Origin of the sequence: Paenibacillus sp. FSL H7-0350, from assembly GCF_038593195.1 — a bacterium.
Lineage (GTDB): Bacteria > Bacillota > Bacilli > Paenibacillales > Paenibacillaceae > Paenibacillus_AQ.
The window spans coordinates 6,504,827-6,527,695 of sequence record NZ_CP151972.1; the positions used below are offsets into that span (position 1 = coordinate 6,504,827).

The following is a 22,869-nucleotide window of genomic DNA, read 5'->3' on the forward strand; positions in this document are numbered from 1 at the left end:
ACCTAGTATGACAGTCCGGAAGTAATGACGGGAGGAGACTAACATGCAAACGCTGTATTTGGGCTGTTTGGCGCTGGGCATTCTTTTTGCTGTAGTCAGTGTAGTGGTAGGCGACCTGATTGGGAGTGCTCTGGACGGGATTTTTGACATCGTATCCTTTGATTTCCTGAATCCTACCCTATTGGCAGGAGGGATAACTGTATTCGGTGGAGCAGGTATGCTGCTTAACCGCTACAGCGGACTGGAAGATGGCGTGATTCTTGCCTTGTCCCTGCTGGTTGCGGCATTCATGGGCGTATTGATGCATTTGGTGGTGGTGAAGCCAATGAGGAACAGCGAAATGTCGAACGGCTTCTCCATGAGTGAACTGCCGGGGAGAATCGGTGAGGTTACCGTCCCGGTCCCCGGCGTGGGCTACGGTGAGATTATGGTGAAGTTCGGTGCAGGCAACAGCCTGCATACGGCGGCCAGCTTCGAGCAGCATGCACTGCCGGCCGGGATCAAGGTTGTAGTAGTTGAGGTACGTGAAGGTGTAGCACTTGTGTCTGAATTCGAAGAGAGAAAAGGAGTGGATTGATGATGAATCTAGAAAATATTCCTGAATCCCTATTTATACCTGCGATAGTAATCGCTGTACTGCTTGTTCTCGGACTCGCCTTCTGGGCGCGTTACAAGACGGTTGGCCCGGATGAAGGCATGATTGTCACCGGTTCCTTCCTGGGCAACAATCATATATCAGATGACGGCTCCGGCCGCAAAATCAAAATCGTCCGCGGCGGCGGTGCATTCATTTTGCCCGTCTTCCAGAAGGCGGAGTTCATGTCTCTGCTCTCCCACAAGCTCGATGTGACGACCCCGGAGGTCTATACGGAGCAAGGCGTGCCGGTCATTGCCGACGGGGTCGCCATCATCAAGGTAGGCAGCTCCACGGAAGATGTGGCAACGGCAGCCGAGCAGTTCATGGGCAAGCCGATTGAATCCCTGAAGAGTGAAGCGCAGGAAGTGCTGGAAGGACATCTGCGGGCGATCCTCGGTACGATGACCGTAGAAGAGGTCTACCGTAACCGCGACCGTTTCGCCCAGGAGGTTCAGGGTGTTGCCGCCCGTGACCTCAAGAAGATGGGGCTCCAGATTGTCTCTTTTACCATCAAGGATGTACGTGATAAGCACGGATACCTGGAAGCGCTGGGTAAACCGCGGATTGCCGCAGTGAAGCGTGATGCGGAGATTGCCGAAGCGGAAGCTGTCCGTGACGCGCGGATTCAGAAGGCCAATGCCGAGGAGCAGGGGCAGAAGGCGGAGCTGCTGCGTGATACCAATATTGCCGAAGCTTCGAAGGAGAATCAGCTCAAGGTAGCCGCGTTCAAGCGTGACCAGGATACCGCCAAGGCGGAAGCCGACCAGGCGTACCACATTCAGGAGGCGCGTGCCAAGCAGACCGTGGTGGAAGAGCAGATGAAGGTTGAGCTGGTCCGCAAGGAACGCGAAATCGATATCCAGGCCAAGGAAATCCAGGTACGCGAGAAGCAGTATGACGCTGAAGTAAAGAAGAAAGCGGAAGCAGACCGTTATGCGGTAGAGCAGGCGGCGGAAGCCGACAAGGCCAAGCGCATGCGTGAAGCCGATGCCGTGCAGTACAGTATTGAGACTCAGGCTAAGGCAACCTCCGAGCAGAAGCGTCTGGAAGGTCAGGCAATTGCGGATGCAGAGCTGGCCAAAGGTAAAGCAGAGTCCGAGGTTATCCGTCTGCGCGGTCTGGCCGAAGCGGAAGCCAAGGAGAAGCTGGCAGAAGCCTTCCAGAAATTCGGGGAAGCGGCGGTTCTCGATATTATCGTCAAAATGCTGCCTGAGCTGGCCGGGAAGATTGCCGAGCCGCTGGCGTCTATCGACAAGCTGACTGTGGTGGATACCGGCAACGGTGAAGGAGCTGCACGTGTCAGTAATTATGTGACCCAACTGATGTCCTCAGCCCCTGAGATGCTGAAGAGCGTGTCCGGAATTGATGTCGAGGCGCTGATCAAAGGGCTGACCAAGGGCAAGTCTGATAAGAATGAGGTTGTCAAACACACAGCAGCACCCATAACCTCTGTCGCCACCAGACCAGCACCGGCTGCACCGGTCACTCCGGTACAACCTTCGGAACATCCTGAAGGATAAGAGCAAATCACCAAGGTATGGCAGGCAGCAATAACCGCCGGCCGTACCTTTTTTAATATGAGCCGCGCAACAGAGATTTCCCTATCATTCGCGCTGAAACGGAGGCAGGTATGGAGCTTATACTGGATAATATACGCAAGAGCTTTGACGGCAGGGAGGTGCTGAAGGGGATTGATTTTACCTTTGAGCAGGGCAAGATATACGGCTTGCTCGGACGCAACGGCGCGGGAAAAACCTCGTTGTTCAACTGCCTTAGCGGGGAGATCCAAATGGATAGCGGCGGGGCTTTTCTGCGGAGAAATGAGGTGAGTCTTCCGCTGCTTGAGGAAGAGATCGGCTACGTATTCTCCTTGCCGATTCTGCCTGACTTCCTGACCGGTTATGAGTTTGTGAAATTCTACATGGACATCAATAAGGGGAAGATACAAGCGGACCGGACCATCGAGGAGTATTTCGATATCATCCGTTTCGAGGAGGCGGACAGACACCGTCTGATCAAAGGCTATTCCCACGGGATGAAGAACAAAATTCAGATGCTGTGCTTTATCATTTCCCGCCCGCCGCTGATCCTGCTCGATGAGCCGTTAACCTCTTTCGATGTGGTAGTGGCGCTGGAGATCAAGAAGCTGCTGCGGGAGATGAAGCGGGATCATATCATTATTTTCTCCACTCATATTCTGCAGCTGGCAGCCGATCTCTGCGATGAGCTGGTTATTCTGAATAATGGCACGCTGCGCGAGATTCCGGCGGAGACCCTGCACAGTCCGGAATTTGAAGAGCAGATTATTGCCCTGTTGAAGGATGAGGATCATGATTAGGACGCTGAAGGCGATTCTGGAAGTACGGGGGATGTCCGGCGCCAACCGGCTGATGTTCTATATCCGTAAGCTCCCAGTGCTGGGCAAGCTGATCCCGGCCACGGTCTATTCGGAGACCAAGCTGAAGCAGACCTTATCTGTTATCGTGCATATCTTGAAGGTCCTTATGGCCTTTGTGACGAAGTTCACTTATCTGGGCATAATGATCTTTCTTCCGGTGAAGCTGATAGGACAAGATATATCCTTAACCCTTTCGGTACAATACCAGCTTTATTTGCAGATGCTGCTGTGTATTAGCTTCTTCACGTCCGGAGTTTCCAGCGCAGTTATTCTGGAGCCGAAGCGGGATAAATACATATTCGTGAAGCTGATGAGGCTGCCGGCAGAGCGGTATATGCGGACCACACTGACCTTACGCGGGATCAGCTTTCTGGTTACTTTTATTCCGGCGATGCTGGTCTTCGGGAGTCTTCTCGGTGCTCCGCTGTGGCATGGGGCGGTTCTTACGCAGCTGCTGACGTTCTGGCGTACGGCTTGCGAGGCGCTGCATCTGTGGGTGTTTGACCGCTACGGCATTGTTATTGTCAAAAAAACAAGCTGGATCTGGACCGCCATCGGCGCTGGATATCTGCTGGCCTATCTTCCGCTGCTCCCCGGATTTGCGGTAGTAGAGAGCGGAATGCTGTTCAATTTGCCTGTGGTGCTAAGCGTATTGGTGCTGGGAACCTTAAGCGCGGTCTATATCGCCCGTTATAAGGACTATACGAATGCCGTCGATGCCGTCACCAAAATCGATGATCCGCTGCTCGACATGGGCCGGATGATGAAAGAGGCAAGGGTTAAGGATGTGGCCACCCAAGATCAGCACTACTCGGCGGAACAACTGAATCATGGCCAATTCGAGGGGAAAAGCGGGTATGCTTACCTGAATGCCATCTTTTTCTCGCGTCACCGCCGGCTGATCACCAGTCCGATAGAGCGCAGGCTGGTTATCATTGGCTCGCTCTTTGTAGCTGCTTTGCTGACGATGCTGTTGTCCCAGACCGCTTTTACCAAACTGACTCATTATCTGATTACCGCATTGCCGACCTTCCTGATCATTATGAACTATACGTCCATTGGCGAACGCCTCTGCAAGGCGATGTTCTATAACTGTGATCTCAGCCTGCTGCGCTACGGATTCTACCGTGAACAATCGGCGATTCTAAGCAACTTCCGCATCAGGCTGCTGCGTATCAGCATGCTTAATCTGATCCCGGCTGCTGCGATCTGCCTGGCGGTGAACTTGCTGCTGCTGCTGTCAGCAGAGAGCTGGGGCGCGGGGGATGCTGTACTCTTTTGCGTGACGATTGTGGCGCTGTCACTGTTCTTCTCGGTGCATCATTTGTTCATGTACTATATCTTCCAGCCCTATAGCACAGAGCTCAATGTGAAGAATCCGTTCTTCACGATTGTGAACAGTGTGGTGCTGGGGGTAGGATTCATCGCGATGCAGTTCAAGAGTGAGCTTGGAATGTTTGCTATGATTGTAGTACTCTCTGCTGTGGTGTATATGCTGGCTGCCCTGATTATGGTGTACAGGTTCTCAGGCCGGACGTTTCGGGTGAAATGAAATGAGCCTTGAGTCCGCTTGCAACACACTTCTAATTTGAGATTCTTGATGTTATGATAGGAGCTTAAGTAACGAATCACACGTTGAACCATGTATCGTGCTGCTGGAATGGATCAGGATTCGGAATTAAAAGAGGTGTCGTCAGTGAGCAGCATTACCGTGGGCAAGGTGCTTAATAATAACGTGATCATTGCCGAGCATCCCCAGTATGCCGAGGTTGTGGTGATCGGCAAGGGGATCGGCTTCAACCGTAAAACGCGGGACCGGATCAATCTGTCCTCTGTAGAGAAGATGTTCATCCTGCGCAGCCAGGAGGAGCAGGAGCAATACAAGCAGCTGGTGCCGCAGGTAGACGAGAAGCTGATTGAGGTGGTTCAGGAGATTGTGCTGCACATTATGCAGAGCAGCCGACAGACGCTGAATGAGCATATCCATATTGCCCTTACCGACCATATATCCTTCGCGATCCGCAGAAGCGAGCAGCATATGGCTATTCATAATCCGTTTCTGTACGAGACCCGGGAGATTTATCCGGAGGAATACAGTCTGGCGGAATATGCGGTGGAGCGGATCAATGAGGCGATGAAGGTGACGCTGCCGCCGGATGAGATCGGCTTCGTAGCTCTGCATATTGTCAGTGCGCTTAGCAATCGCCATATCTCCGAGGTGAAGCAGCATTCCCAGCTAATTGGGGATCTGGTGGGGCTGGTGGAGGATAATCTGGAATACCGTATTCCGCGGGATTCGCTGGACTATTCAAGGCTGGTGACCCATTTGCGGTTCGTTCTGGAACGTCTGCGCCGGGGAGAGACTGTGCGCGAGACCTCATCCCTGGATGGACTAATGAAGCGGGAGTACCCCGAGATGTACATGCTTGCCTGGAAGCTCACGAAGGTAATTGAGCAGCGTGTGCGTATCCCGGTATATCCGGCCGAGGTCAGCTATCTGACGATTCATCTGCAGCGTATTGCCCAGAAGAAAGAAGATGAGACGGAGCTGGAACCGCCGGAGAAGCTTTAAGATATAAGAATATATATGTTTCATGCTATATGGCCGATTTTAGGGGTTGCAACTTCAAATCAATGGTGCTACAATGATCCCTGTTATGAAATACAACAGAATACAAACGTGTAACTGATACGATCAGGCATGAGTGATTTACAGTATTATGGTTGTCCAGCCCCATCTCGGGGTACTCTAACGTTAGCGTTAGCCGGGCAAACTGCGTACTGTATTGCTCATGCCTTTTTTGGCTTCTGTTGACAGAAATTAACGATTAGGAAGTGACCCGAATGTTTAAAAAATTATTTGGCGTTCTGCAGAGAGTCGGTAAGGCGCTTATGCTGCCAGTTGCCATTCTGCCTGCGGCGGGCCTGCTGCTTGGAATCGGGAATATGCTGGTTAACCCGGACTTCCTGCAATATGTGCCTGCACTGGAGAATCATATTGTTCAGGCGATAGCCACAGTACTGATGAACTCCGGGCAAATCGTATTTGATAACCTATCTCTGCTCTTTGCAGTCGGCGTAGCCATCGGGCTGGCCGGAGGAGAGGGCGTAGCCGGGCTTGCAGCGATTATCGGCTTCCTGGTGATGAATGTAACCATGGGTACGGTAGTTGGCGTCAATGCTTACGTGCTGACTTGGAAGGATTTCTCGTATTCCAGTGTGCTGGGGATTCCCACATTGCAGACTGGGGTATTCGGTGGTATCCTGGTCGGGATCCTGGCTGCATCCATGTACAAAAGGTTCTTCCGTATAGAATTGCCGTCGTACCTGGGCTTCTTCGCGGGTAAACGTTTCGTACCGATTATGACGGCAGTGACCTCCCTGATGCTCGGTCTTGCGCTTACGATTGTGTGGCCGCCGATCCAGCACGGTCTGAACTATGTGTCACAGAGTATGATTAATACCAACCTGACGCTGTCTGCCTTTATCTTCGGGGTCATCGAGCGTTCTCTGATTCCGTTCGGCTTGCACCATATCTTCTATTCACCGTTCTGGTATGAATTCGGAAGCTATATTGACAAGGCGGGCGATCTGGTCCGCGGTGACCAGCGCATCTTCATGCAGCAGCTTCGTGACGGTGTGGAGTTCACAGCGGGTACATTTACTACCGGTAAATATCCGTTCATGATGTTCGGTCTTCCGGCAGCGGCTCTTGCGATCTACCATGAGTCGAAGCCTGAGAACAGACGGGTTGTCGGAAGCTTGATGGTTTCCGCAGCGCTGACCTCGTTCCTGACGGGGATCACCGAGCCGCTGGAATTCTCCTTCCTGTTCGTGGCTCCGCTGCTGTTCGCAGTCCATGCTGTATTCGCAGGACTCTCCTTCATGACCATGCACCTCTTGAATGTCAAAATCGGCATGACCTTCTCCGGCGGGTTCATCGACTATGTGCTGTTCGGCGTCATTCCGAACCGTACCGCCTGGTGGCTGGTTATCCCGGTAGGTCTGGTATTGGCCGTGATTTATTACTTCGGATTCCGCTTCGTTATCCGTAAGTTCAACCTGAAGACGCCTGGCCGTGAGGATGCCTCCGAGGATGAGGATGAGGTTAGCTTGGAGAGTGTGTCCAAGACAGGCGACGATCTTCCGCGCAACATTTTGTCCGCCCTAGGCGGCAAAGAGAACATCACCCATCTGGATGCTTGTATCACGCGTCTGCGGGTCGAAGTGAAGGACAAAGCGGGCGTAGACAAGAACCGTCTGAAGAAGCTTGGTGCTTCTGGTGTTCTTGAAGTGGGTAACAACGTACAAGCGATCTTCGGCACACGTTCGGACACGATCAAGTCACAGATTCAGGATGTCATGAACGGCAGAACACCGGCTGCAGCCCCTGCTGCTCCGAAGCCGGAGCTTGAACAACAGGCGGGCGAGCAGGGTGATGCTATTATACCTGAGGATATCGTATCTCCGGTAAACGGCCAGCTGATGGATATTACAGAGGTTCCCGATGCGGTCTTCTCGCAGAAAATGACCGGTGACGGCTTCGCCTTCCTGTCCGAAGACGGCAAGATTGCTTCGCCGGTATACGGCAAGGTATTCAACGTGTTCCCTAGTAAGCATGCCATTGGCATCATGTCGGACGGCGGCAAGGAAGTCCTTGTGCATATCGGGGTCAACACCGTTAAGCTTAAGGGCCAGGGCTTCACGGTTCTGGTGGAGGAAGGCGATCTGGTAGCTGCCGGACAGCCGATTATGGAAGTAGATCTGGAGTATGTGAAGGCGAATGCACCTTCTGTCATCTCTCCGGTCATCTTCTCCAACCTGCCGGAAGGCTCCTCCGTGACCTTGAAGAAGCCGGGCAGAGTCAGCATCGGCGACAAGGATATCATCACCATTCAGTAAAATGTGCAATGGCGAAGCGCTTCCATTATAATGAAGGGGAGCGCAAGCCTTCACTATAATTCACCACCCCAAAATGAACAGAAAGCGAGTTGGATACTATTATGCAAACAACTTTCAGAATTATTGACGAAGACGGAATTCACGCACGCCCGGCAACAGCGCTGGTAAATACAGCTACAAAATTTAAAGGCACTGAAGCTTTTGCAGAAGCTAAAGGCAAAAAAGTTACCCTTAAATCCATCCTGGGCGTTCTGTCCCTGGGCCTTGAAGCAGGAGATACCCTGACCCTTATTACTGAGGGCAGTGAAGAAGCAGAAGCACTGAACGCGCTGCAGGAGGTTATGGTTAAAGAAGGGCTGGGAGAAGTTCATGAATAAGATTTCAGGAATCGCGGCTTCCGCAGGTATTGCAGTAGCCCGTGCCTTTATCCTGGAACACCCGGACTATACCATTACCAAAACAGCGGTCACTGATGTGGACGCTGAGCTTGCGAAGCTGAATGATGCCCTGGATAAATCCAGAGGCGAACTTCAGACCATCAAAGAGCGCACCTTGGCTGAGCTTGGCGAGAAGAAGGCAGAGATTTTTGAATCGCATCTGCTGATCCTTGATGACCCTGAGCTCATTACCCCTGTAATGGACAAAATCCGTGAGGAATCGGTAAATGCGGACTACGCACTGAATGAAGTAGCTACTCAATTCGTGGAAATGTTCCAGAACATGAAGAGCGCTTACCTGCAGGAACGTGCAGCAGATATGCGTGACGTAACCAAGCGTGTACTGAACCATCTGCTTGGTATTCACTATGTGAGCCCGGCTGAGATCAGTGAAGAGGTTATCGTTATTGCACTGGATCTGACCCCATCAGATACAGCACAGCTTAACCGCAATTTCGTCAAAGGCTTCACCACCAATATCGGCGGACGGACTTCTCATTCGGCCATTATGGCCCGTTCCTTGGAAATTCCGGCGGTTGTAGGCACGAAGAACGTGATGTCCCTGGTCAAAGCAGGCGACCTGGTCATCGTGGATGGTCTGAGCGGCGATGTGCTGATCAACCCTTCGGAAGCTGAGGTTGCCGAGTATACTGCGAAGCAGGAAGCTTACGATATTCAGATTGCTGAATGGAAAAAGCTCCGCGACGAGCCAACGGTATCTGCCGACGGCAAGCATGTAGAGCTGGCAGCCAACATCGGGACTCCGAATGATGTGACTGGCGTTATTGAGAACGGCGGCGAAGGTGTAGGTCTGTACCGCACCGAGTTCCTCTATATGGGCCGCGATAAACTGCCTTCCGAAGAAATCCAGTATAACGCCTACAAGACCGTGCTTGAGAATATGCAAGGCAAGCCGGTAGTAGTACGTACGCTGGATATCGGCGGAGATAAGGAGCTGCCTTATCTGGAGCTCCCGAAGGAAATGAACCCGTTCCTCGGCTATCGTGCGATTCGTCTCTGTCTGGACCGTCAGGATATCTTCCGCACCCAGCTGCGTGCCTTGCTCAGAGCAAGCGTCCACGGCGACCTGCGCATTATGTTCCCGATGATTGCAACCCTTGGTGAATTCCGTGCAGCCCGTGATCTGTTGCTGGATGAGAAGGCTAAGCTGCGTGAAGAAGGCAAAGAAGTATCGGGCAGCATCCAGCTGGGCATCATGGTAGAGATTCCTTCAACGGCTGTACTGGCGGATCAGTTCGCCAAGGAAGTGGATTTCTTCAGTATCGGAACCAACGACCTTATCCAATATACAATGGCTGCGGACCGTATGAATGAACAGGTATCCTACCTGTATCAGCCATACAACCCGGCAATTCTGCGACTGGTCAAAATCGTCATCGATGCTGCACACGCCGAAGGCAAATGGACCGGTATGTGTGGAGAAATGGCGGGGGATGCCACGGCTATTCCTCTGCTGCTTGGTCTTGGCCTCGATGAATTCAGCATGAGCGCTACCTCTATTCTGCCAGCACGCAGTCAGATCTCCAAGCTGTCTGCGGCCGACATGAAGGAAATGGCTGCCCAGGCCCTGCAACTCGGCACGGCCGAGGAAGTAGCCGCACTGGTGCAATCCCGCGTGAATTAATTCGTTCTACTCTGGTTAACTGCATTCCGCAGTTAGCTGCTCCCCGTCAGAGGAGCATTGGTTATAACTCCAACTACTTTCCGGCCTCCTTTACAGGGGGCTTTTTTTTGTGAAGTGATTTGAATTTCAGCAAATCTGGAACCGCCCGTTCGGGCGTTATTTTATATAATGAGTCCATTACTTTCGGAGGGTGGAACCATTGTGCAGAGATTCAGTGCTTCACAGATTTATTTGTTCCATGTGTTTATGTTGTCGCTTGCGGCCAGTACGATATTTACAACCTACAGTATTTATTATGTAGTCGACCTTAAGCTGAATCCGCTTCAGCTTGTGCTGATTGGAACGGTGCTGGAGATAACGGTGCTTGTGTTCGAGGGAATAACAGGGGTGGTCGCCGATACCTACAGCCGCAGGCTGTCAGTCATAATTGCTATGTTCGTTGTGGGGAGTGCTTTTGTCCTTGAAGGAAGCATTGTCTGGATCATGCAACCGGCTTCCCTGTTGCCTGCCTTCGGCTGGCTGCTGATCTCCCAGATGCTGTACGGGATCGGCTGGACCTTCCTGAGCGGAGCGGATACCGCATGGATTGTGGACGAGCTTGGAGAAGAGCAGACGGGAAGACTCTTCATGCGCTCCAAAATATTCGGCTTAAGCGCTTCCCTGCTGGGCATCGCGGTCAGCGTAGGATTATCCCATGTTGCGTCTAATCTCCCTTTTCTGGCGGGTGGAGTCATCTATTTCGTCCTGGGGTTCCTATTGATCCGGTACATGAAGGAGACGGGGTTCATACGCCGGAAGCGTGAGCCGCAATCCTCTGCTATCCGTGAGCTGGGCAAGACCTGGGTCAGCGGCGCCTCTATCCTGAGGCATCATCCGCTGCTCCTGCTGCTGACAGTTGTAACTTTATTTAGCGGTGCTGCGTCTGAAGGATATGACCGTCTGTGGCAAGTCTTTCTTATGAATGAAGTCGGGTTTCCAGAGATAGGAGTCTCGATGGCGGCTGGCTTCGGGCTGATCAGTGCGGCGACGACTCTGCTGGGTGTGCTGGCTGTCTATATAGCCGGGAGAATCATTGATTTGCAAAAGGAACGTCAAGTAGCGGCGGCTTTGTTCCTTCTGACATCCGTACGTGCCGGCTGCATTATCATGGTGGCACTTGCGCCTAATTTCTACTGGGCGATCGGGGCGGTACTGCTCCTGGGGGTGGTCGCTTCGGTCAGTGATCCGATCTATACCACCTGGCTGAACACGAAGCTGCCATCCCGGAACCGGGCTACACTCTTGTCGATGATCAGCCAGTCCGATGCTCTGGGCCAGAGCGCAGGCGGTCCGGTTGTGGGTTATATCGGCAGCCGGATCTCTATCAGAGCTTCGCTGCTGTCGGCGGGCTTCCTGCTGGTACCTGTAATCGCGTTATACGGCAGGGTGCTGCGGAAGCGGCCCTGATGTTTTGGATTATTTTACAATTGTCATGGAACCGCTGGACAAGTATACTTTCGATTAACTAGCACCTATAACTTCATTAGCTTAAATCCCCGGCGATCCATGCCGATATAGGATATATCCGGTGACACAATTCAACCCTTAACCCAGACCTGTGAACATAGTGTTACATATTATATAAAGAACCCTATGTAGCAATTCCGGCGTCATCCGCTTGCAGAGCTGTGCAAGTACAAAGTATTAGTTCAAGAGAATATGGACATAGCTTGATAGTAATAGAATGATAGTTCTCCGGGAGTATTACGGATGAGCGTAGGGATGGTGAATAGCAATGAGCAGCAATTATATACAAGCAGAACAAGAAATCGATACCTATCAAGGCAATGACCTCGGGTTAATCTACACAGCGGAATGTTGTGTATTCAAAGTCTGGGCGCCAACAGCCTTCACAGTGTCGCTCGTATTATATGCAACAGGCGGAAACGGGCTGACCCCGCAGACCACAGATTACAAGGACAGCGGCAAAATTCTTAGTATGGAGCGCACTGAGGGCGGGGTATGGACGATCCAGGTTCCCGGTAATCTCAAGGGGAAATATTATATGTACCGCGCCGTATTTGCGGACGGGTCGATTAATGAAGCGGCCGATCCTTACGCTACGGCTGTGTCGGCCAATGGAACTCGGACGGCCATCGTGGATTTGTCCGAGACACACCCGGATGGCTGGGAGAACGATGCTTCTCCGGTGCCGCCGCATCCGGCAGATGCTGTAATCTATGAGCTGCATGTGCGCGATTTCTCGTCAGACCCTAGCTCTGGTCTGACGTATAAGGGGAAGTTCAAGGCCTTCACCGAGACTGGCCTGCGTGATGAGGCAGGTCATCTGCTGGGCATTGATCATCTGGCTGAGCTGGGCATCACGCATGTTCATCTGCTGCCGGTGTTCGATTACCAGACGGTGGATGAGCTGGGCAAGGCAGGGGAAGAACCGGCATCCTCCATCTTCACAGACTACAACTGGGGCTATGATCCCCAGCACTATAATGTGCCGGAAGGCTCTTACAGCACAGACCCGGCTAACCCGCTAACCCGTATCCGGGAATTCAAGGAGATGGTCCAGGCGCTGCACAGCCGCGGCATCTCGGTGATTATGGATGTGGTCTACAATCATACCTATGGCTTCCAGAAGGGTCCCTTCCAGCCGCTGGTGCCGGACTATTACTACCGTCATGATCAGAGCGGCCGGCTCTCTAACGGCTCGGGCGTCGGCAATGAGCTGGCTACAGAGCGGCCGATGGTCCGCAAGTATATCAAGGATTCCCTGTCCTACTGGGCTAAGGAGTACCATATTGACGGGTTCCGCTTCGATCTGATGGGGCTGATGGACAGCGTGACCATGCGCGAGATTACCGAGGAGCTGCGGCTGGAGATTAATCCGGGGCTGCTGCTCTACGGTGAGCCGTGGACAGGCGGCGACTCGCCGCTTGCTGCCAAGACGCTGAAGGGCGTGCAGCGCGGCAAAGGCTACGCCGTCTTCAACGACAACTTTCGCGCAGCCATCAAGGGAGACAGCGACGGCTGGGGCAAAGGCTTCGTGACCGGGGAATACGGCAAAGAAGGCGCGATCGCGTCCGGGGTGAGCGGGGCGATTCATGAATTCACCGATGCGCCTACAGAGACTGTGAACTATGTAACCGCACATGATAATCTCAACCTGTGGGACAAAATTCTGGCTACCCGGGGACTTCGCGGGGAAGCCGGACTGCCGGAGCTTGAGGGCGGCAAGTTGCGGGGCGGCGGGGATCTGAAGGCCGCATTAGAGCAGGCGAATCCGTATGTGGGAGTAGATCCCGAGAATGTGCTGGACCATGAGACGGTACGCCGTTCATTGCTGGCTAACGGAATCATTCTGACCTCGCAGGGAATTCCGTTCCTCCATGCCGGGGATGAGCTGCTGCGCAGCAAATACGGAGATCATAACAGCTATCGCAGCCCGGACTGTATCAATGCGATCCGCTGGGAGAACAAAAGCAAATTCATTGCAGTATTTCAATATTACAAAGGTCTGATTGAACTGCGCCGGACACATCCGGCCTTCCGCCTGCACGGGCGCCAGGAGATTGAGCGCAGTCTGGAGTTCCTGCGCTGTGACGGCGGAGTCGTTGCCTATAGACTGAAGGATCACGCCGGCGGAGATACATGGAATAATATCGTGGTGATCTATAATGCCAATATGGAGCCGGTCACCCAGTGCCTCCCGGAGACCTCCGGCTGCTGGAACATCATAGTCGATCATACCCATGCCGGACTGGAAGCCTTCCGGCAGACGGAGAACGGCAGTGTAGAGGTCGCCGGACTGTCGATGATGGTACTCTATGATAAATACGGGGAGCCTGAGCCGAGATCGAAGATTGTAGAAGTTCATTATGACCGCCCGGACGGCGATTACCGGGGCTGGAATCTTTGGGTGTGGGGTACAGGCATTCAGGATGGACAACAGGACTTCCAGCACATGGAGGAAGGTCATGCCGTAGCACGGATTGAAGTGCTGCCGGGGACATCCACAATAGGCTACATCCTCCGGCTGAACGATTGGGAGGAGAAGGACGGCACCGCTGACCGCTTCATCGACTGCTCAGGCAGCGGGGAGCAGGTTATCAAAGTGACCGTTCGGGAGCGTAGTCCAGAGCATAGGACAGAGCTGGCTGATCCGTTGCACCAGACCAGCTAGAACATTAGAAGAGCTGATTCGTTCCATCCCCTGGGGGAAGGAGCCGATCAGCTCTTTTTGGCTAAGAATTATTAAAGTAGCCTTAGTATAGGAGTCAGCATCTGCTGGCGCTAGTTCCGCTGATCACTGTACTTCTTATCCACATGCTCGCTGTACAGGTTAGCCTCATTGCCGCCATGGTTCTTGGAGCGGTACATCGCAAGATCGGCGGCACGGAGCAACTCGTTGATGCTGCTGCCGTGCTGCGGGTACAGAGCCACGCCAATGCTGGCAGAGGTGTGGAAGCTGGAGCCCTGGTTGATGGACCAGGATTTGTTGAATAGCTGGAGCAGACGGTTCAGCAGCTCGTCCAGCATTTGCGGGCTGGTGAACCGGTGCAGCACCACGGCGAATTCGTCCCCGCCGATCCGGAAGGCCTGGCCGGAGCCCTTCACGGTCTGCTGCAGCTCCCGGGAGAGGAGCTGCAGGAATTCATCTCCGGCCAGATGGCCGAGTGTATCATTCAGCTGCTTGAACCGGTCGCAGTCCAGCAGCGCCACGGCGATCTCCTGCCGGCGCTCCTCGGGCTGGTTGATCAGGTTCTCCATGTACATTTTGAAATGGGCACGGTTGGGAATGGCAGTCAGATGATCATAGAAGGCCAGCTTGTGCAGCCGCTCCTCATATTGCTTGCGCTGGGTAATCTCACGCGAGACCAGCATGAACTGCGCCGGGAAATTGCGGCTGCCCGCAATCGGGGTAACCTTGGTCTCCAGCCACACCCAATGCCCTTCGGCCGAACGCATGCGCAGCTCGGATATTCTCGGTGAAGACTGCACCACGCTCTTGAGCTTGGCCCAGGAGATTTCGGCTTCACGGATATAGTTGGAGAGCGGTGCTCCTTTGCTTGGCACATAGCCAAGTGCAGTTGCATGGGAAGGCGAGGCATACAAGATCAGACCGTTCGGATCTGTCAGCACAATGAAGTCAGACATCGTCTCACCGATCAGCTGGTAGAGTGATTTCTCATCCTGCATTTCGTTCTGCAGGGAGATGAGTCTGCGGCTGAGATAGAAGATGACCAGAACAAGCAGGAACAGAAATACGGAATAGACGGCGAACAGAGAGCTTTTGAGATTATTGAACTCCGTCATCACCTGGCTGGCATAGCTATCAATCTTATCCTCGGCCAGATTCAGGCTTTCCCGTACTTCATTCAGCTCCGTATGTATGGTGAGGGCAGAATAAGAGGCAGGGTTCCAGCCGCTCTGGACCCGCTGCGAGATCAGCTCCCGGCCGTTATCCCTCCACGCGGTGAGCGTGGTTCCGAAGTGATCCAGCTCATTCCTCAGCTCGTCCAGCAGCAGCTCGCTCTGCTTCATTCCATTGAACGGGCTCTTCACGGCATCCAGATTGTAGCGGGCGGTATTGACCCGCTGCAGCGCCTGGGCATTATTGTCCTCGAATTCCTGCGACAGCGTACTGCGCTGCGCGCTGGTCAGCGCCCCGCCGACTGTGGTCTGAAGCGCAAGGGCTGCCTGATACAGATCGCGGTCGGCATTCAGAATGAGCTCGGAATTCTGGTAGACGTCACTGTATAAGGAATCGGATAATTTGTTCATCGTATGATTCAGAATCAGCAGGGAGGCCACACTGATCCCAACCAGAAGAACGGTGATCGACGTGAATAATATAATCAGTCTGTGTGTACTTGTGTTTTCCGAAAAAACTGCCACTGTCATCCTCTCCCCGCACAGAACTTTTGCAAATCTCATGGGTGTAGCTTTGGTGCATGCGAAACTTATCCTTATGCGGAATATGGCTTCATGCAGGCATTTAAGAGAGTATATGTTAGCGAGTCCTAGAGAGCAGGGGAAGAAAGAGGCAACAGAAAGAATAACTTCCGATTAGATCGCGGTTTCTTTTCACCAGTATATAGGACATCCCTTAAGCAGAGCAATTGCTGAAAAAATAATAAGCCCCGTCAGCTTCCGCTGCGGATGTACAGGCCGTGAAGCGGACCGTGGAGCCGGAGTGGAAACAGTGGAGACATATCCGTTACAGCCGATACAAAGAACTATTATGTATTCTTAACTACTATGTAAAGATATTCTCACCTTTGAGTCCTATTACCCACTTTTACTGCAAACGATACCCCTATGGTATCAATTGTGCATTAAAAATATAATAGAAAAATCCGCCAGCCCAGGGATCTGAGACTAGCGGATGGAACAGCAGATTACAAACTGCAGCGTCTAGGAGGATGCTACTCGTTGCGCAGCGCATAGATAGGGCGCATTCTTGCAGCCTTGCTTGCAGGAATCATTCCGAAGAGGACGCCGATGATCAAGGAGAATGAAAAGGAGATCAGCACCATATTCCAGGAGGGCGCCACATTCAAGGAGGTATAATTACCGACAGCCCAGCTGGCGCCAAGTCCCAGTGCGACTCCGATCAGGCCCCCGGTTCCGCTTAAGACTATGGACTCGATCATGAACTGCATCATAATGTTCTTTTTTTTGGCTCCAATGGCCTTGCGGATGCCTATCTCTCTGGTTCGCTCATTGACCGAGACAATCATAATGTTCATAATCCCTATTCCGCCTACAAATAACGAAATACCGGCGATACCGCCAAGGGCCATGGACAGAGTGGCGCTGGTTTCATTCACCGTTTCCAGCATCTCACGGGAATCAAAGACAGAGTAGGCATTCTCGGCTGCACTGAATTTGGCTGTAAGGCTGGCCTCCAGTTTGGTTTTGACCTTATCCACATTGTCATTGGAAGTGGTTGTGAGCGTAATGGAGCGGACTCCCTTGCTCTGCAGGAACCGTTCGGCTGTAGAGATGGGGATCAGCAGCTTCTCGTCGCTCGAACCGACGCTGGTGGAGCCTTTACTCTCCAGCAGCCCGACGATCTTGAAGCTGCTTCCGTTGATCTGTACCTTTTGGCCTACAGGATTATCTGTACCGAATAGATCCTCCGCTGTATCTGATCCGATTAACGCTACCTTCTGCCGGTATTCTGTATCCATCTCAAGCAGGAATCTTCCGGATTGCACATGGAAATCCTGGACCTCTTCGTAGGCAGGTGTAATGCCTTCAACGGATACGGAAACGTTCTCTGTACCGTGCTTGGCGGTAACGTTCCCGGAGATTATCGGGGATACATTATCCACCCCTTCAATCTCACCCAAGGCCAGGGCCTCCTCGTAGGTTAGCGAAGTGGTGGCTCCGCGGCCCGTAATGTTGACGGTCAGCTGGTTGGTTCCCAGGGAGCTTAGGGACTCTGTAATCTGTGAGGTGGTGCCCTGACCCACAGCGACAAGTGCAATGACGGAGGAGACCCCGATAATGATGCCCAGCATGGTAAGAAAGGCTCTTATTTTGCTGCTCAGGATACTTTTGAAGGCCATTTTCATACTCTGGTACAGCATCATGAATGTGCCACCTTCCGATCCTCTACAAGATCCCCGTCTTGAATCCGGATCACCCGTTTGGCCTGCTCGGCAATCTCCAGGTCATGCGTGATCAGAATAATGGTATGTCCCTGTTCGTTAAGCTCCTTAATCATCTGCAGAACCTCCTTGCCTGTCTTAGAGTCCAGGGCTCCGGTTGGCTCATCGGCAAGCAGAATAGGGGGGGTTCCGGCAAGTGCACGGGCAATAGCCACTCGCTGCTGCTGGCCTCCGGACAGCTCGGAGGGACGGTGATTCATTCTGCTCTCCAGGCCTACCCGGACCAGGGCATTGCGGGCAATTTCTCTTCGCTCCCTGTGGGACATTCCACGGTAGATCAAGGGCAGCTCCACATTCTCTACCGCTGATAATTTCGGCAGCAGATTGAAGTTCTGAAATATGAAGCCGATCTTCTCGTTGCGGATCTGAGCCAGCTTATTGTCAGACAGCCTGCGGATCTCCTGGCCGTCCAGGAAATAATCGCCTTCATTCGCCACATCGAGGCAGCCCAGCATGTTCATCAGGGTGGACTTGCCTGACCCTGACGGGCCAATGATCGCAACGAATTCACCGTGATCAATGGTGAAGCTCAGGCTCCTCAGAACCGTCATCGATTCTCCGGCCATCGTGAAGCTGTGCTGCATATTCTCAACCCGGATCAGCGGTTCTGGTGAGATCATCGTCCGCCACCGCCCCCGGAGAAACCGCCCCTGCTGCCTCCGCTGCCTCCGCCGGAGAAGCCGCCACCGCTCCCGCCGGGAAAGCCTCCGCTCCCTCCGGTCATTCCTCCGCCGCCCATACCGCCCATGCCGCCTTGCTGCGGAGAGGTGGTATTGCCTGAGGAAATCACGGTTGGGAGGATCACTTCATCCCCTTCACTTAAGCCGCTGACGATTTCGATGCTGCTCTCATTGTGGATACCGGTCTCCACGGCCACCCGCTGCGTGCCGGCGGCATTGCCCGAGGCACTCCGGCTTCCGGCTGCCCTGCCGGAGAACCCGGCGCCGGCCGGGAATTCACCGCCGGGAAACGCTCCGCCCCGGGCTTCTCCGCCGCCTTGAGGGTATCCGCCGCCTTGACCGCTTCCGCGGGCAGCTCTGCCGCCGGTCTGGCCTTCTTCTCCTTCCGGCCGGATTTCGCCTTGGCCGCCGGGAGCCTGTCCGTCAGCCGCGACACTCTCAGCAGACTTGGAGCCAGCCGCTCCGTTACCAGAAGTTTTGGTGCCTGATTCATTTCCGCCGGTCACCGGCACATTGACGAAGGATTTCCCGTTTATCTTCGTTACAGCTTCGATGGGAACGGTCAGAATATCTTTCTTCTCTTCGATCGTAACCGCCACCTCCGCAGACATGCCGATAAGCACGCCCTCCGAGTTATTTAATCCTACAGTGACGTTGAACAAGGAGACGCCATTAGAGGAGGTTCCTTCTTTGGCGATATCTATAACTTTACCAGTAAAAGACTTATCCTCAAGGGCATCCAGTGTAATGGTCGAGGCTTGATTCAGCTTGATTTTGGGGATATCCAGCTCGTCTACCTGAACGGTTACGCTTAGGTTCACGTAGTCGGTCATGGTGAACAGCTCTGTACCATTCTGGGCCTGTTCGCCGGCCGTAATATTCACGGCAGTGATCGTTCCATCGATCGGAGCGGTCAGCGGATCAGGCGGAGCCATATCTTCATGGATAGCAGTGATGGATTCCTGCTGGTCTACGATATCGCTATTGGCCTTATCAATGGCTTTTTTTGCCGACTCCAGCTCTTCCTCTGCCGCGTTATTCATAGCCAGCGTCTTGTAGCTCTCCTGTTTACTCGCAAGCTCTGTCTTGAGATTCTCCAGTGACTTCGTGGCTTCCTTCAGCTTATCGTCCAGATCGCCCGCGACAAATGTGATCAGCACATCGCCTTTTTTAACGACATCGCCTTTCTTAACCATGACCGTATCGACCTTCCCGGCTTCTTTGGTGCGGATGCTCTCGCTGTTGATCGCCGATACGGCACCTGAACCCGAGACACCCACCAGGATATCTCCCTTACTGGCAACTGCCGTGTTCAGCGGAGCGGCAGTGATCTGCCGGTTCTGATCCGGCCAGAACGTATAGCCCGCGATCCCTGCAATAGCAACGAGGACTATGGCTGAAGCGATAATGATGATCTTCTTCTTGTTCATTGTGCGGCTCCTTCAGTGGAAGATGTGGCTGCTTTGGCGGTAACCTCAAGGGAATAGGCCTGGCTGGCGAGCTCCGTCCGTATTCCCTGGAATTCATCGTAGAATTTAAGGGCGTAGGTGCCGGAGCTGAGATTTTTGAACAGGACGCTGGTAAGGGTCGTAGAATAAGAGTTGTTTGTTCCCAGAGTCAAGTCGGTGCCAAGCGTCAGAGTTTTCTCATGAGACTGTCCATAAGGATCGATAACCTGAAGGATGAGCTTATGCTGGTAAGCGCCTGTCTGGTAGGTAGTATCCTGATTGAGATTGTAATTGAACGTCACAGCAACGCTGCTTGCGCCCTTGGTGAGTTCCCCTGTAGAGCTGGTAACTGCCAGTGTATAAGGGAAAAACGGAACGGAGGCCAGAGTGGTCAGAGGCGTAACCTCAGCCGGTGTCAGTGTCAGCGCTGCCGTATTTACGTATCCCGTCGCAGCCGTTCCTGCGGCAGTCAGTTTGCCATCCGCAATTGCTTGGCTGATATACAGCTGAAGATCTGCGGTGTCCAGAGCGGACGGAACTTTTGCCCAGAAGGTGACGAGTGTTTTGCCCTCAGGGCTGGTTGACAGCTCGGACTGGTTGGCGGTTGCTTCAAAATATTGCCCGTCAGCAGTCCTGAACTGTGCGTACAGACGGGCCAGATCTGCCTGCCGGACTTCGTCGCTGTTCATTTCCACTTCGCTGTACACAAGGCTCGAGCCGGTTCCTCTATACAGGAGGGTGAGGCGTTCCTTCACGGTGGCTTGTTTGCCGGTGGCCGTGATCTTGAAGGCTTCCCCTGCAGCTAGCGGAGCTACACTCTTAACGGCACTGTCGCTTGTGCTGAGAGAGAGGAACTGCGATACTTCTGTACCCTTGGTCTCCTGGAGAATGAGCTTGACTTGTCTGAAATCCAGGGTGTATGGAATACGGCCTTGAACCGATATCTGAGTGCTGGCACCAGGGGCAAGGACCGAAGAGCTGTTGTTCGTATAAGTCTGGGCGGAGGAACTGAGATCCTTCTGATCCACCAGGAGTATTCCGGTAAAAGCAGGCAAAGTAATGGTCTTGGACGTTGCATTGCGTATCGTCATTCTGGCCTGTACCAGATCCTCGCTGCCCCAAGGCAGACGCTGTAGGGAGTCCAGAGAGACAGCGAAGGTACCGTAGGTATTGGTTACGCTGGTCTCGGCAGCGAGATGAATCTGGCTCTCCGGTGTATAGGTGATGCGGAAATAGGCCACAGGCAGCGTTACCTTATCCGCGCTGGCTGCAGGAGCAATCATGCGCAGCTCCAGCGAATTCTGAGCCAGCTCCAGCGGAACACTGGCACTCAGCTCAATCAGCTTGTCTTCCAGCGGCTTCAGGGTCAGGCTGCTCAAGGCTGTGGACGTCACCGGGAAGCTATAGCCTTCCGCCGACTGGACGTTAAGCTCATAAGCAGGCAAAGTAACCGCTGTGCTGCCGGTATTCTTCACCCGGAACTGATAGCTCCACACACCGTTCCCGTTATCCGCATGCACAGTTGCCTTCAGCAGCTGCATGTCCACCATATTGCTGGCGATGGAGACCTTTTTGGTATAGCCCGCCGCTACAGTGAAATCTGCGGTTACCGCAGCCGGAAGCGCGTAGGAAGAGACAGGCAGGTACAGCTTGAGTCCTTCATCCAGCTCAGCGATCTGTAGCGTCATCTTGCTGAGATTCATGTAGGAGGGGATCTCGGTCATATAATAGAGCGTCTTCTTCTCCTGAGGCTGAAGCTTGAATGCGGAGCTGCTGTCATCCAGTGTAAGTGTGAAGACAGAGCCGCCCGAGGATTTCAGGTACAAGGTGTAGCCCGGATCTGTAAGCACTTTGGTACCCAGATTGGTTACGCTAAGCCCGACCTTGGCATAGACTTTGCCGTTATAGTTGTAGATTTGCACGGATTCGGCTTTGGTGCCGGCTGTAATACCGCCGAGTTCAACCTTTCGGGTCTCCCCTGTAAGCGAGGACAGAGAATAATTGGATGGGACCGTGAACGTGCCTATCCGCTGTTCATAATTAGCGGCGCTGAAATTCCAGCCGTATATGTTGATTTTAAGTCCTTTGACAGAGGCGGCAGTTCCAATATTCGCATAGTATGTAAGGCTGGTGCTCTGTTTTGCGGGGATTTTCTTGACTGTACTGTCTGCACTGACCGGAATTCCCTTAATTACGCTGCCGCCCGCAGTTACAATTTTGGAGAAATAGTCCGCCAGATTGACGCTGCTGCCGGCAGTATTGGAATAGGTAAGCGTGTAGGTGAGAATATTACCGCCGGTTTGGCTCTGAATCCCTACATGGCTCAGCTTCACTTGAAGCGTGGTACCGAGCTTGAGCGCACTTAGACTGTTAAGTGTAGAGACTTCCGTGACCGCGCTTGCTGCTGTGGCAGCCGTTGAACCGGATGAAGCAGCATAGGCCGTGGTTCCCGGGCTTCCTGCGGTTTGAATTGCGGCAAATGTGCTGAGCAGCAGCAGAACAAATGCTTTTTTTCGTGTGAGCATGTAATTTCCTCCTTGAATGATCTCATAAGGCAAAATATCAGCATTGACTGAATGCCCGCTGAAAAAAAAGCCGTCAAACCGCGCTGAAGCTTAAAAGAAGATAAAAAAATAAGCGGAATTTGCGCGGCTTGTCAAACGGGCTGTTTTTGCATATAATAGATGGGCATATCTTCCCAAGCGGAGGATCGAAGTGCAGAGGTTATAATCCGCATACATGCAATGATGGAGAAGAGTACGCAGTGCCTGGCTTACAGGGAGGAAGCGCCGCAGATTGAGAGCGTTTCTAAGAGAGCAGAGCTGCCGAAGTTCACTCCGGAGCAGTTCCCTGAATGTGCTTCAAGGCTTCCTTGAAGAGCGCTAGTAGGGGGGACCGGCCGCAGACCGTTATTTCTGTATAAAGTGAGACAGGTCTTTGCCGCACCGAAAGAGGGAATATTGCTCTTAAGGGAAGCGTACGGCCGTCTAACAAGGGTGGTACCACGGTCTTTTCGTCCCTTTACCGGGAGGAAAGGCCTTTTTTTGTTGAA

Annotated in this window: 15 protein-coding genes and 1 other annotated feature; of the genes, 10 read left to right on the forward strand and 5 right to left on the reverse strand. The window is 53.1% G+C overall.

Annotated features, from left to right (window positions below; genetic code table 11):
• Positions 1-43 precede the first annotated feature (43 nt).
• The 10 genes from NYE24_RS29210 to pulA all read left to right on the forward strand — a co-directional run bounded on the left by NYE24_RS29210 (position 44) and on the right by pulA (position 14,193).
• Positions 44-577: a protease gene (locus NYE24_RS29210; RefSeq protein ID WP_076158759.1), complete on the forward strand. Its 534-nt coding sequence runs from the start codon at positions 44-46 to the stop codon at positions 575-577.
• Positions 577-2,157, forward strand: a complete 1,581-nt coding sequence (locus tag NYE24_RS29215; RefSeq protein ID WP_342477267.1) for a flotillin family protein — start codon at positions 577-579, stop codon at positions 2,155-2,157. Before NYE24_RS29210 ends, NYE24_RS29215 begins: the two co-directional genes overlap by 1 nt.
• Positions 2,158-2,267: 110 nt before the next feature.
• Positions 2,268-2,975 (forward strand): ABC transporter ATP-binding protein, encoded by a 708-nt coding sequence (locus NYE24_RS29220; protein WP_342477268.1) that lies wholly within the window; start codon positions 2,268-2,270, stop codon positions 2,973-2,975.
• Positions 2,968-4,587, forward strand: a complete 1,620-nt coding sequence (locus tag NYE24_RS29225) for a hypothetical protein (RefSeq protein ID WP_342477269.1) — start codon at positions 2,968-2,970, stop codon at positions 4,585-4,587. Before NYE24_RS29220 ends, NYE24_RS29225 begins: the two co-directional genes overlap by 8 nt.
• A gap of 144 nt (positions 4,588-4,731) precedes the next feature.
• Positions 4,732-5,607, forward strand: coding sequence for a PRD domain-containing protein (locus NYE24_RS29230; RefSeq protein ID WP_036696835.1), 876 nt, complete (start codon positions 4,732-4,734; stop codon positions 5,605-5,607).
• A gap of 272 nt (positions 5,608-5,879) precedes the next feature.
• The gene (gene ptsG / locus NYE24_RS29235) at positions 5,880-7,937 is read left to right on the forward strand and encodes a glucose-specific PTS transporter subunit IIBC (protein WP_036696680.1); all 2,058 of its coding nucleotides are present in this window, start codon (positions 5,880-5,882) and stop codon (positions 7,935-7,937) included.
• A gap of 101 nt (positions 7,938-8,038) precedes the next feature.
• A complete protein-coding gene (locus tag NYE24_RS29240; RefSeq protein ID WP_036696683.1) occupies positions 8,039-8,314 on the forward strand; it encodes an HPr family phosphocarrier protein in 276 nt (91 codons plus the stop codon).
• Positions 8,307-10,019: a phosphoenolpyruvate--protein phosphotransferase gene (ptsP, locus tag NYE24_RS29245; protein WP_036696685.1), complete on the forward strand. Its 1,713-nt coding sequence runs from the start codon at positions 8,307-8,309 to the stop codon at positions 10,017-10,019. The genes NYE24_RS29240 and ptsP overlap by 8 nt, the downstream gene beginning before the upstream one ends.
• Before the next feature lie 201 nt (positions 10,020-10,220).
• The gene (locus NYE24_RS29250) at positions 10,221-11,465 is read left to right on the forward strand and encodes an MFS transporter (protein ID WP_256706995.1); all 1,245 of its coding nucleotides are present in this window, start codon (positions 10,221-10,223) and stop codon (positions 11,463-11,465) included.
• Positions 11,466-11,793: 328 nt separating this feature from the next.
• On the forward strand, positions 11,794-14,193 hold the full coding sequence (pulA, locus tag NYE24_RS29255) for a type I pullulanase (RefSeq protein ID WP_342477270.1): 2,400 nt from the start codon (positions 11,794-11,796) through the stop codon (positions 14,191-14,193).
• A gap of 110 nt (positions 14,194-14,303) precedes the next feature.
• Here the strand turns inward: pulA and NYE24_RS29260 are convergent, their stop codons facing one another.
• The 5 genes from NYE24_RS29260 to NYE24_RS29280 all read right to left on the reverse strand — a co-directional run bounded on the left by NYE24_RS29260 (position 14,304) and on the right by NYE24_RS29280 (position 22,342).
• Entirely contained in the window at positions 14,304-15,908 is a 1,605-nt protein-coding gene (locus NYE24_RS29260; protein WP_342477271.1) for a sensor domain-containing diguanylate cyclase, read from the reverse strand.
• Positions 15,909-16,438: 530 nt separating this feature from the next.
• Positions 16,439-17,611, reverse strand: coding sequence for an ABC transporter permease (locus tag NYE24_RS29265; protein WP_341029638.1), 1,173 nt, complete (start codon positions 17,609-17,611; stop codon positions 16,439-16,441).
• Positions 17,608-18,309: an ABC transporter ATP-binding protein gene (locus NYE24_RS29270; RefSeq protein ID WP_036696690.1), complete on the reverse strand. Its 702-nt coding sequence runs from the start codon at positions 18,307-18,309 to the stop codon at positions 17,608-17,610. Before NYE24_RS29270 ends, NYE24_RS29265 begins: the two co-directional genes overlap by 4 nt.
• A complete protein-coding gene (locus NYE24_RS29275; protein ID WP_342477272.1) occupies positions 18,306-19,799 on the reverse strand; it encodes an efflux RND transporter periplasmic adaptor subunit in 1,494 nt (497 codons plus the stop codon). Before NYE24_RS29275 ends, NYE24_RS29270 begins: the two co-directional genes overlap by 4 nt.
• Positions 19,796-22,342 (reverse strand): hypothetical protein, encoded by a 2,547-nt coding sequence (locus NYE24_RS29280; protein WP_342477273.1) that lies wholly within the window; start codon positions 22,340-22,342, stop codon positions 19,796-19,798. Before NYE24_RS29280 ends, NYE24_RS29275 begins: the two co-directional genes overlap by 4 nt.
• Positions 22,343-22,552: 210 nt before the next feature.
• Positions 22,553-22,841 (forward strand) — a binding site (T-box leader).
• The last annotated feature ends 28 nt before the right edge of the window (positions 22,842-22,869 follow it).

Bases quoted from the DNA above. Each gene is read 5' to 3' on its own strand.
- NYE24_RS29210 (WP_076158759.1), top strand. From the start codon at position 44: ATGCAAACGCTGTATTTGGGCTGTTTGGCGCTGGGCATTCTTTTTGCT.
- NYE24_RS29215 (WP_342477267.1), top strand. From the start codon at position 577: ATGATGAATCTAGAAAATATTCCTGAATCCCTATTTATACCTGCGATA.
- NYE24_RS29220 (WP_342477268.1), top strand. From the start codon at position 2,268: ATGGAGCTTATACTGGATAATATACGCAAGAGCTTTGACGGCAGGGAG.
- NYE24_RS29225 (WP_342477269.1), top strand. From the start codon at position 2,968: ATGATTAGGACGCTGAAGGCGATTCTGGAAGTACGGGGGATGTCCGGC.
- ptsG (WP_036696680.1), top strand. From the start codon at position 5,880: ATGTTTAAAAAATTATTTGGCGTTCTGCAGAGAGTCGGTAAGGCGCTT.
- NYE24_RS29240 (WP_036696683.1), top strand. From the start codon at position 8,039: ATGCAAACAACTTTCAGAATTATTGACGAAGACGGAATTCACGCACGC.
- ptsP (WP_036696685.1), top strand. From the start codon at position 8,307: ATGAATAAGATTTCAGGAATCGCGGCTTCCGCAGGTATTGCAGTAGCC.
- pulA (WP_342477270.1), top strand. From the start codon at position 11,794: ATGAGCAGCAATTATATACAAGCAGAACAAGAAATCGATACCTATCAA.
- NYE24_RS29265 (WP_341029638.1), bottom strand. From the start codon at position 17,611: ATGATGCTGTACCAGAGTATGAAAATGGCCTTCAAAAGTATCCTGAGC.
- NYE24_RS29270 (WP_036696690.1), bottom strand. From the start codon at position 18,309: ATGATCTCACCAGAACCGCTGATCCGGGTTGAGAATATGCAGCACAGC.
- NYE24_RS29275 (WP_342477272.1), bottom strand. From the start codon at position 19,799: ATGAACAAGAAGAAGATCATCATTATCGCTTCAGCCATAGTCCTCGTT.
- NYE24_RS29280 (WP_342477273.1), bottom strand. From the start codon at position 22,342: ATGCTCACACGAAAAAAAGCATTTGTTCTGCTGCTGCTCAGCACATTT.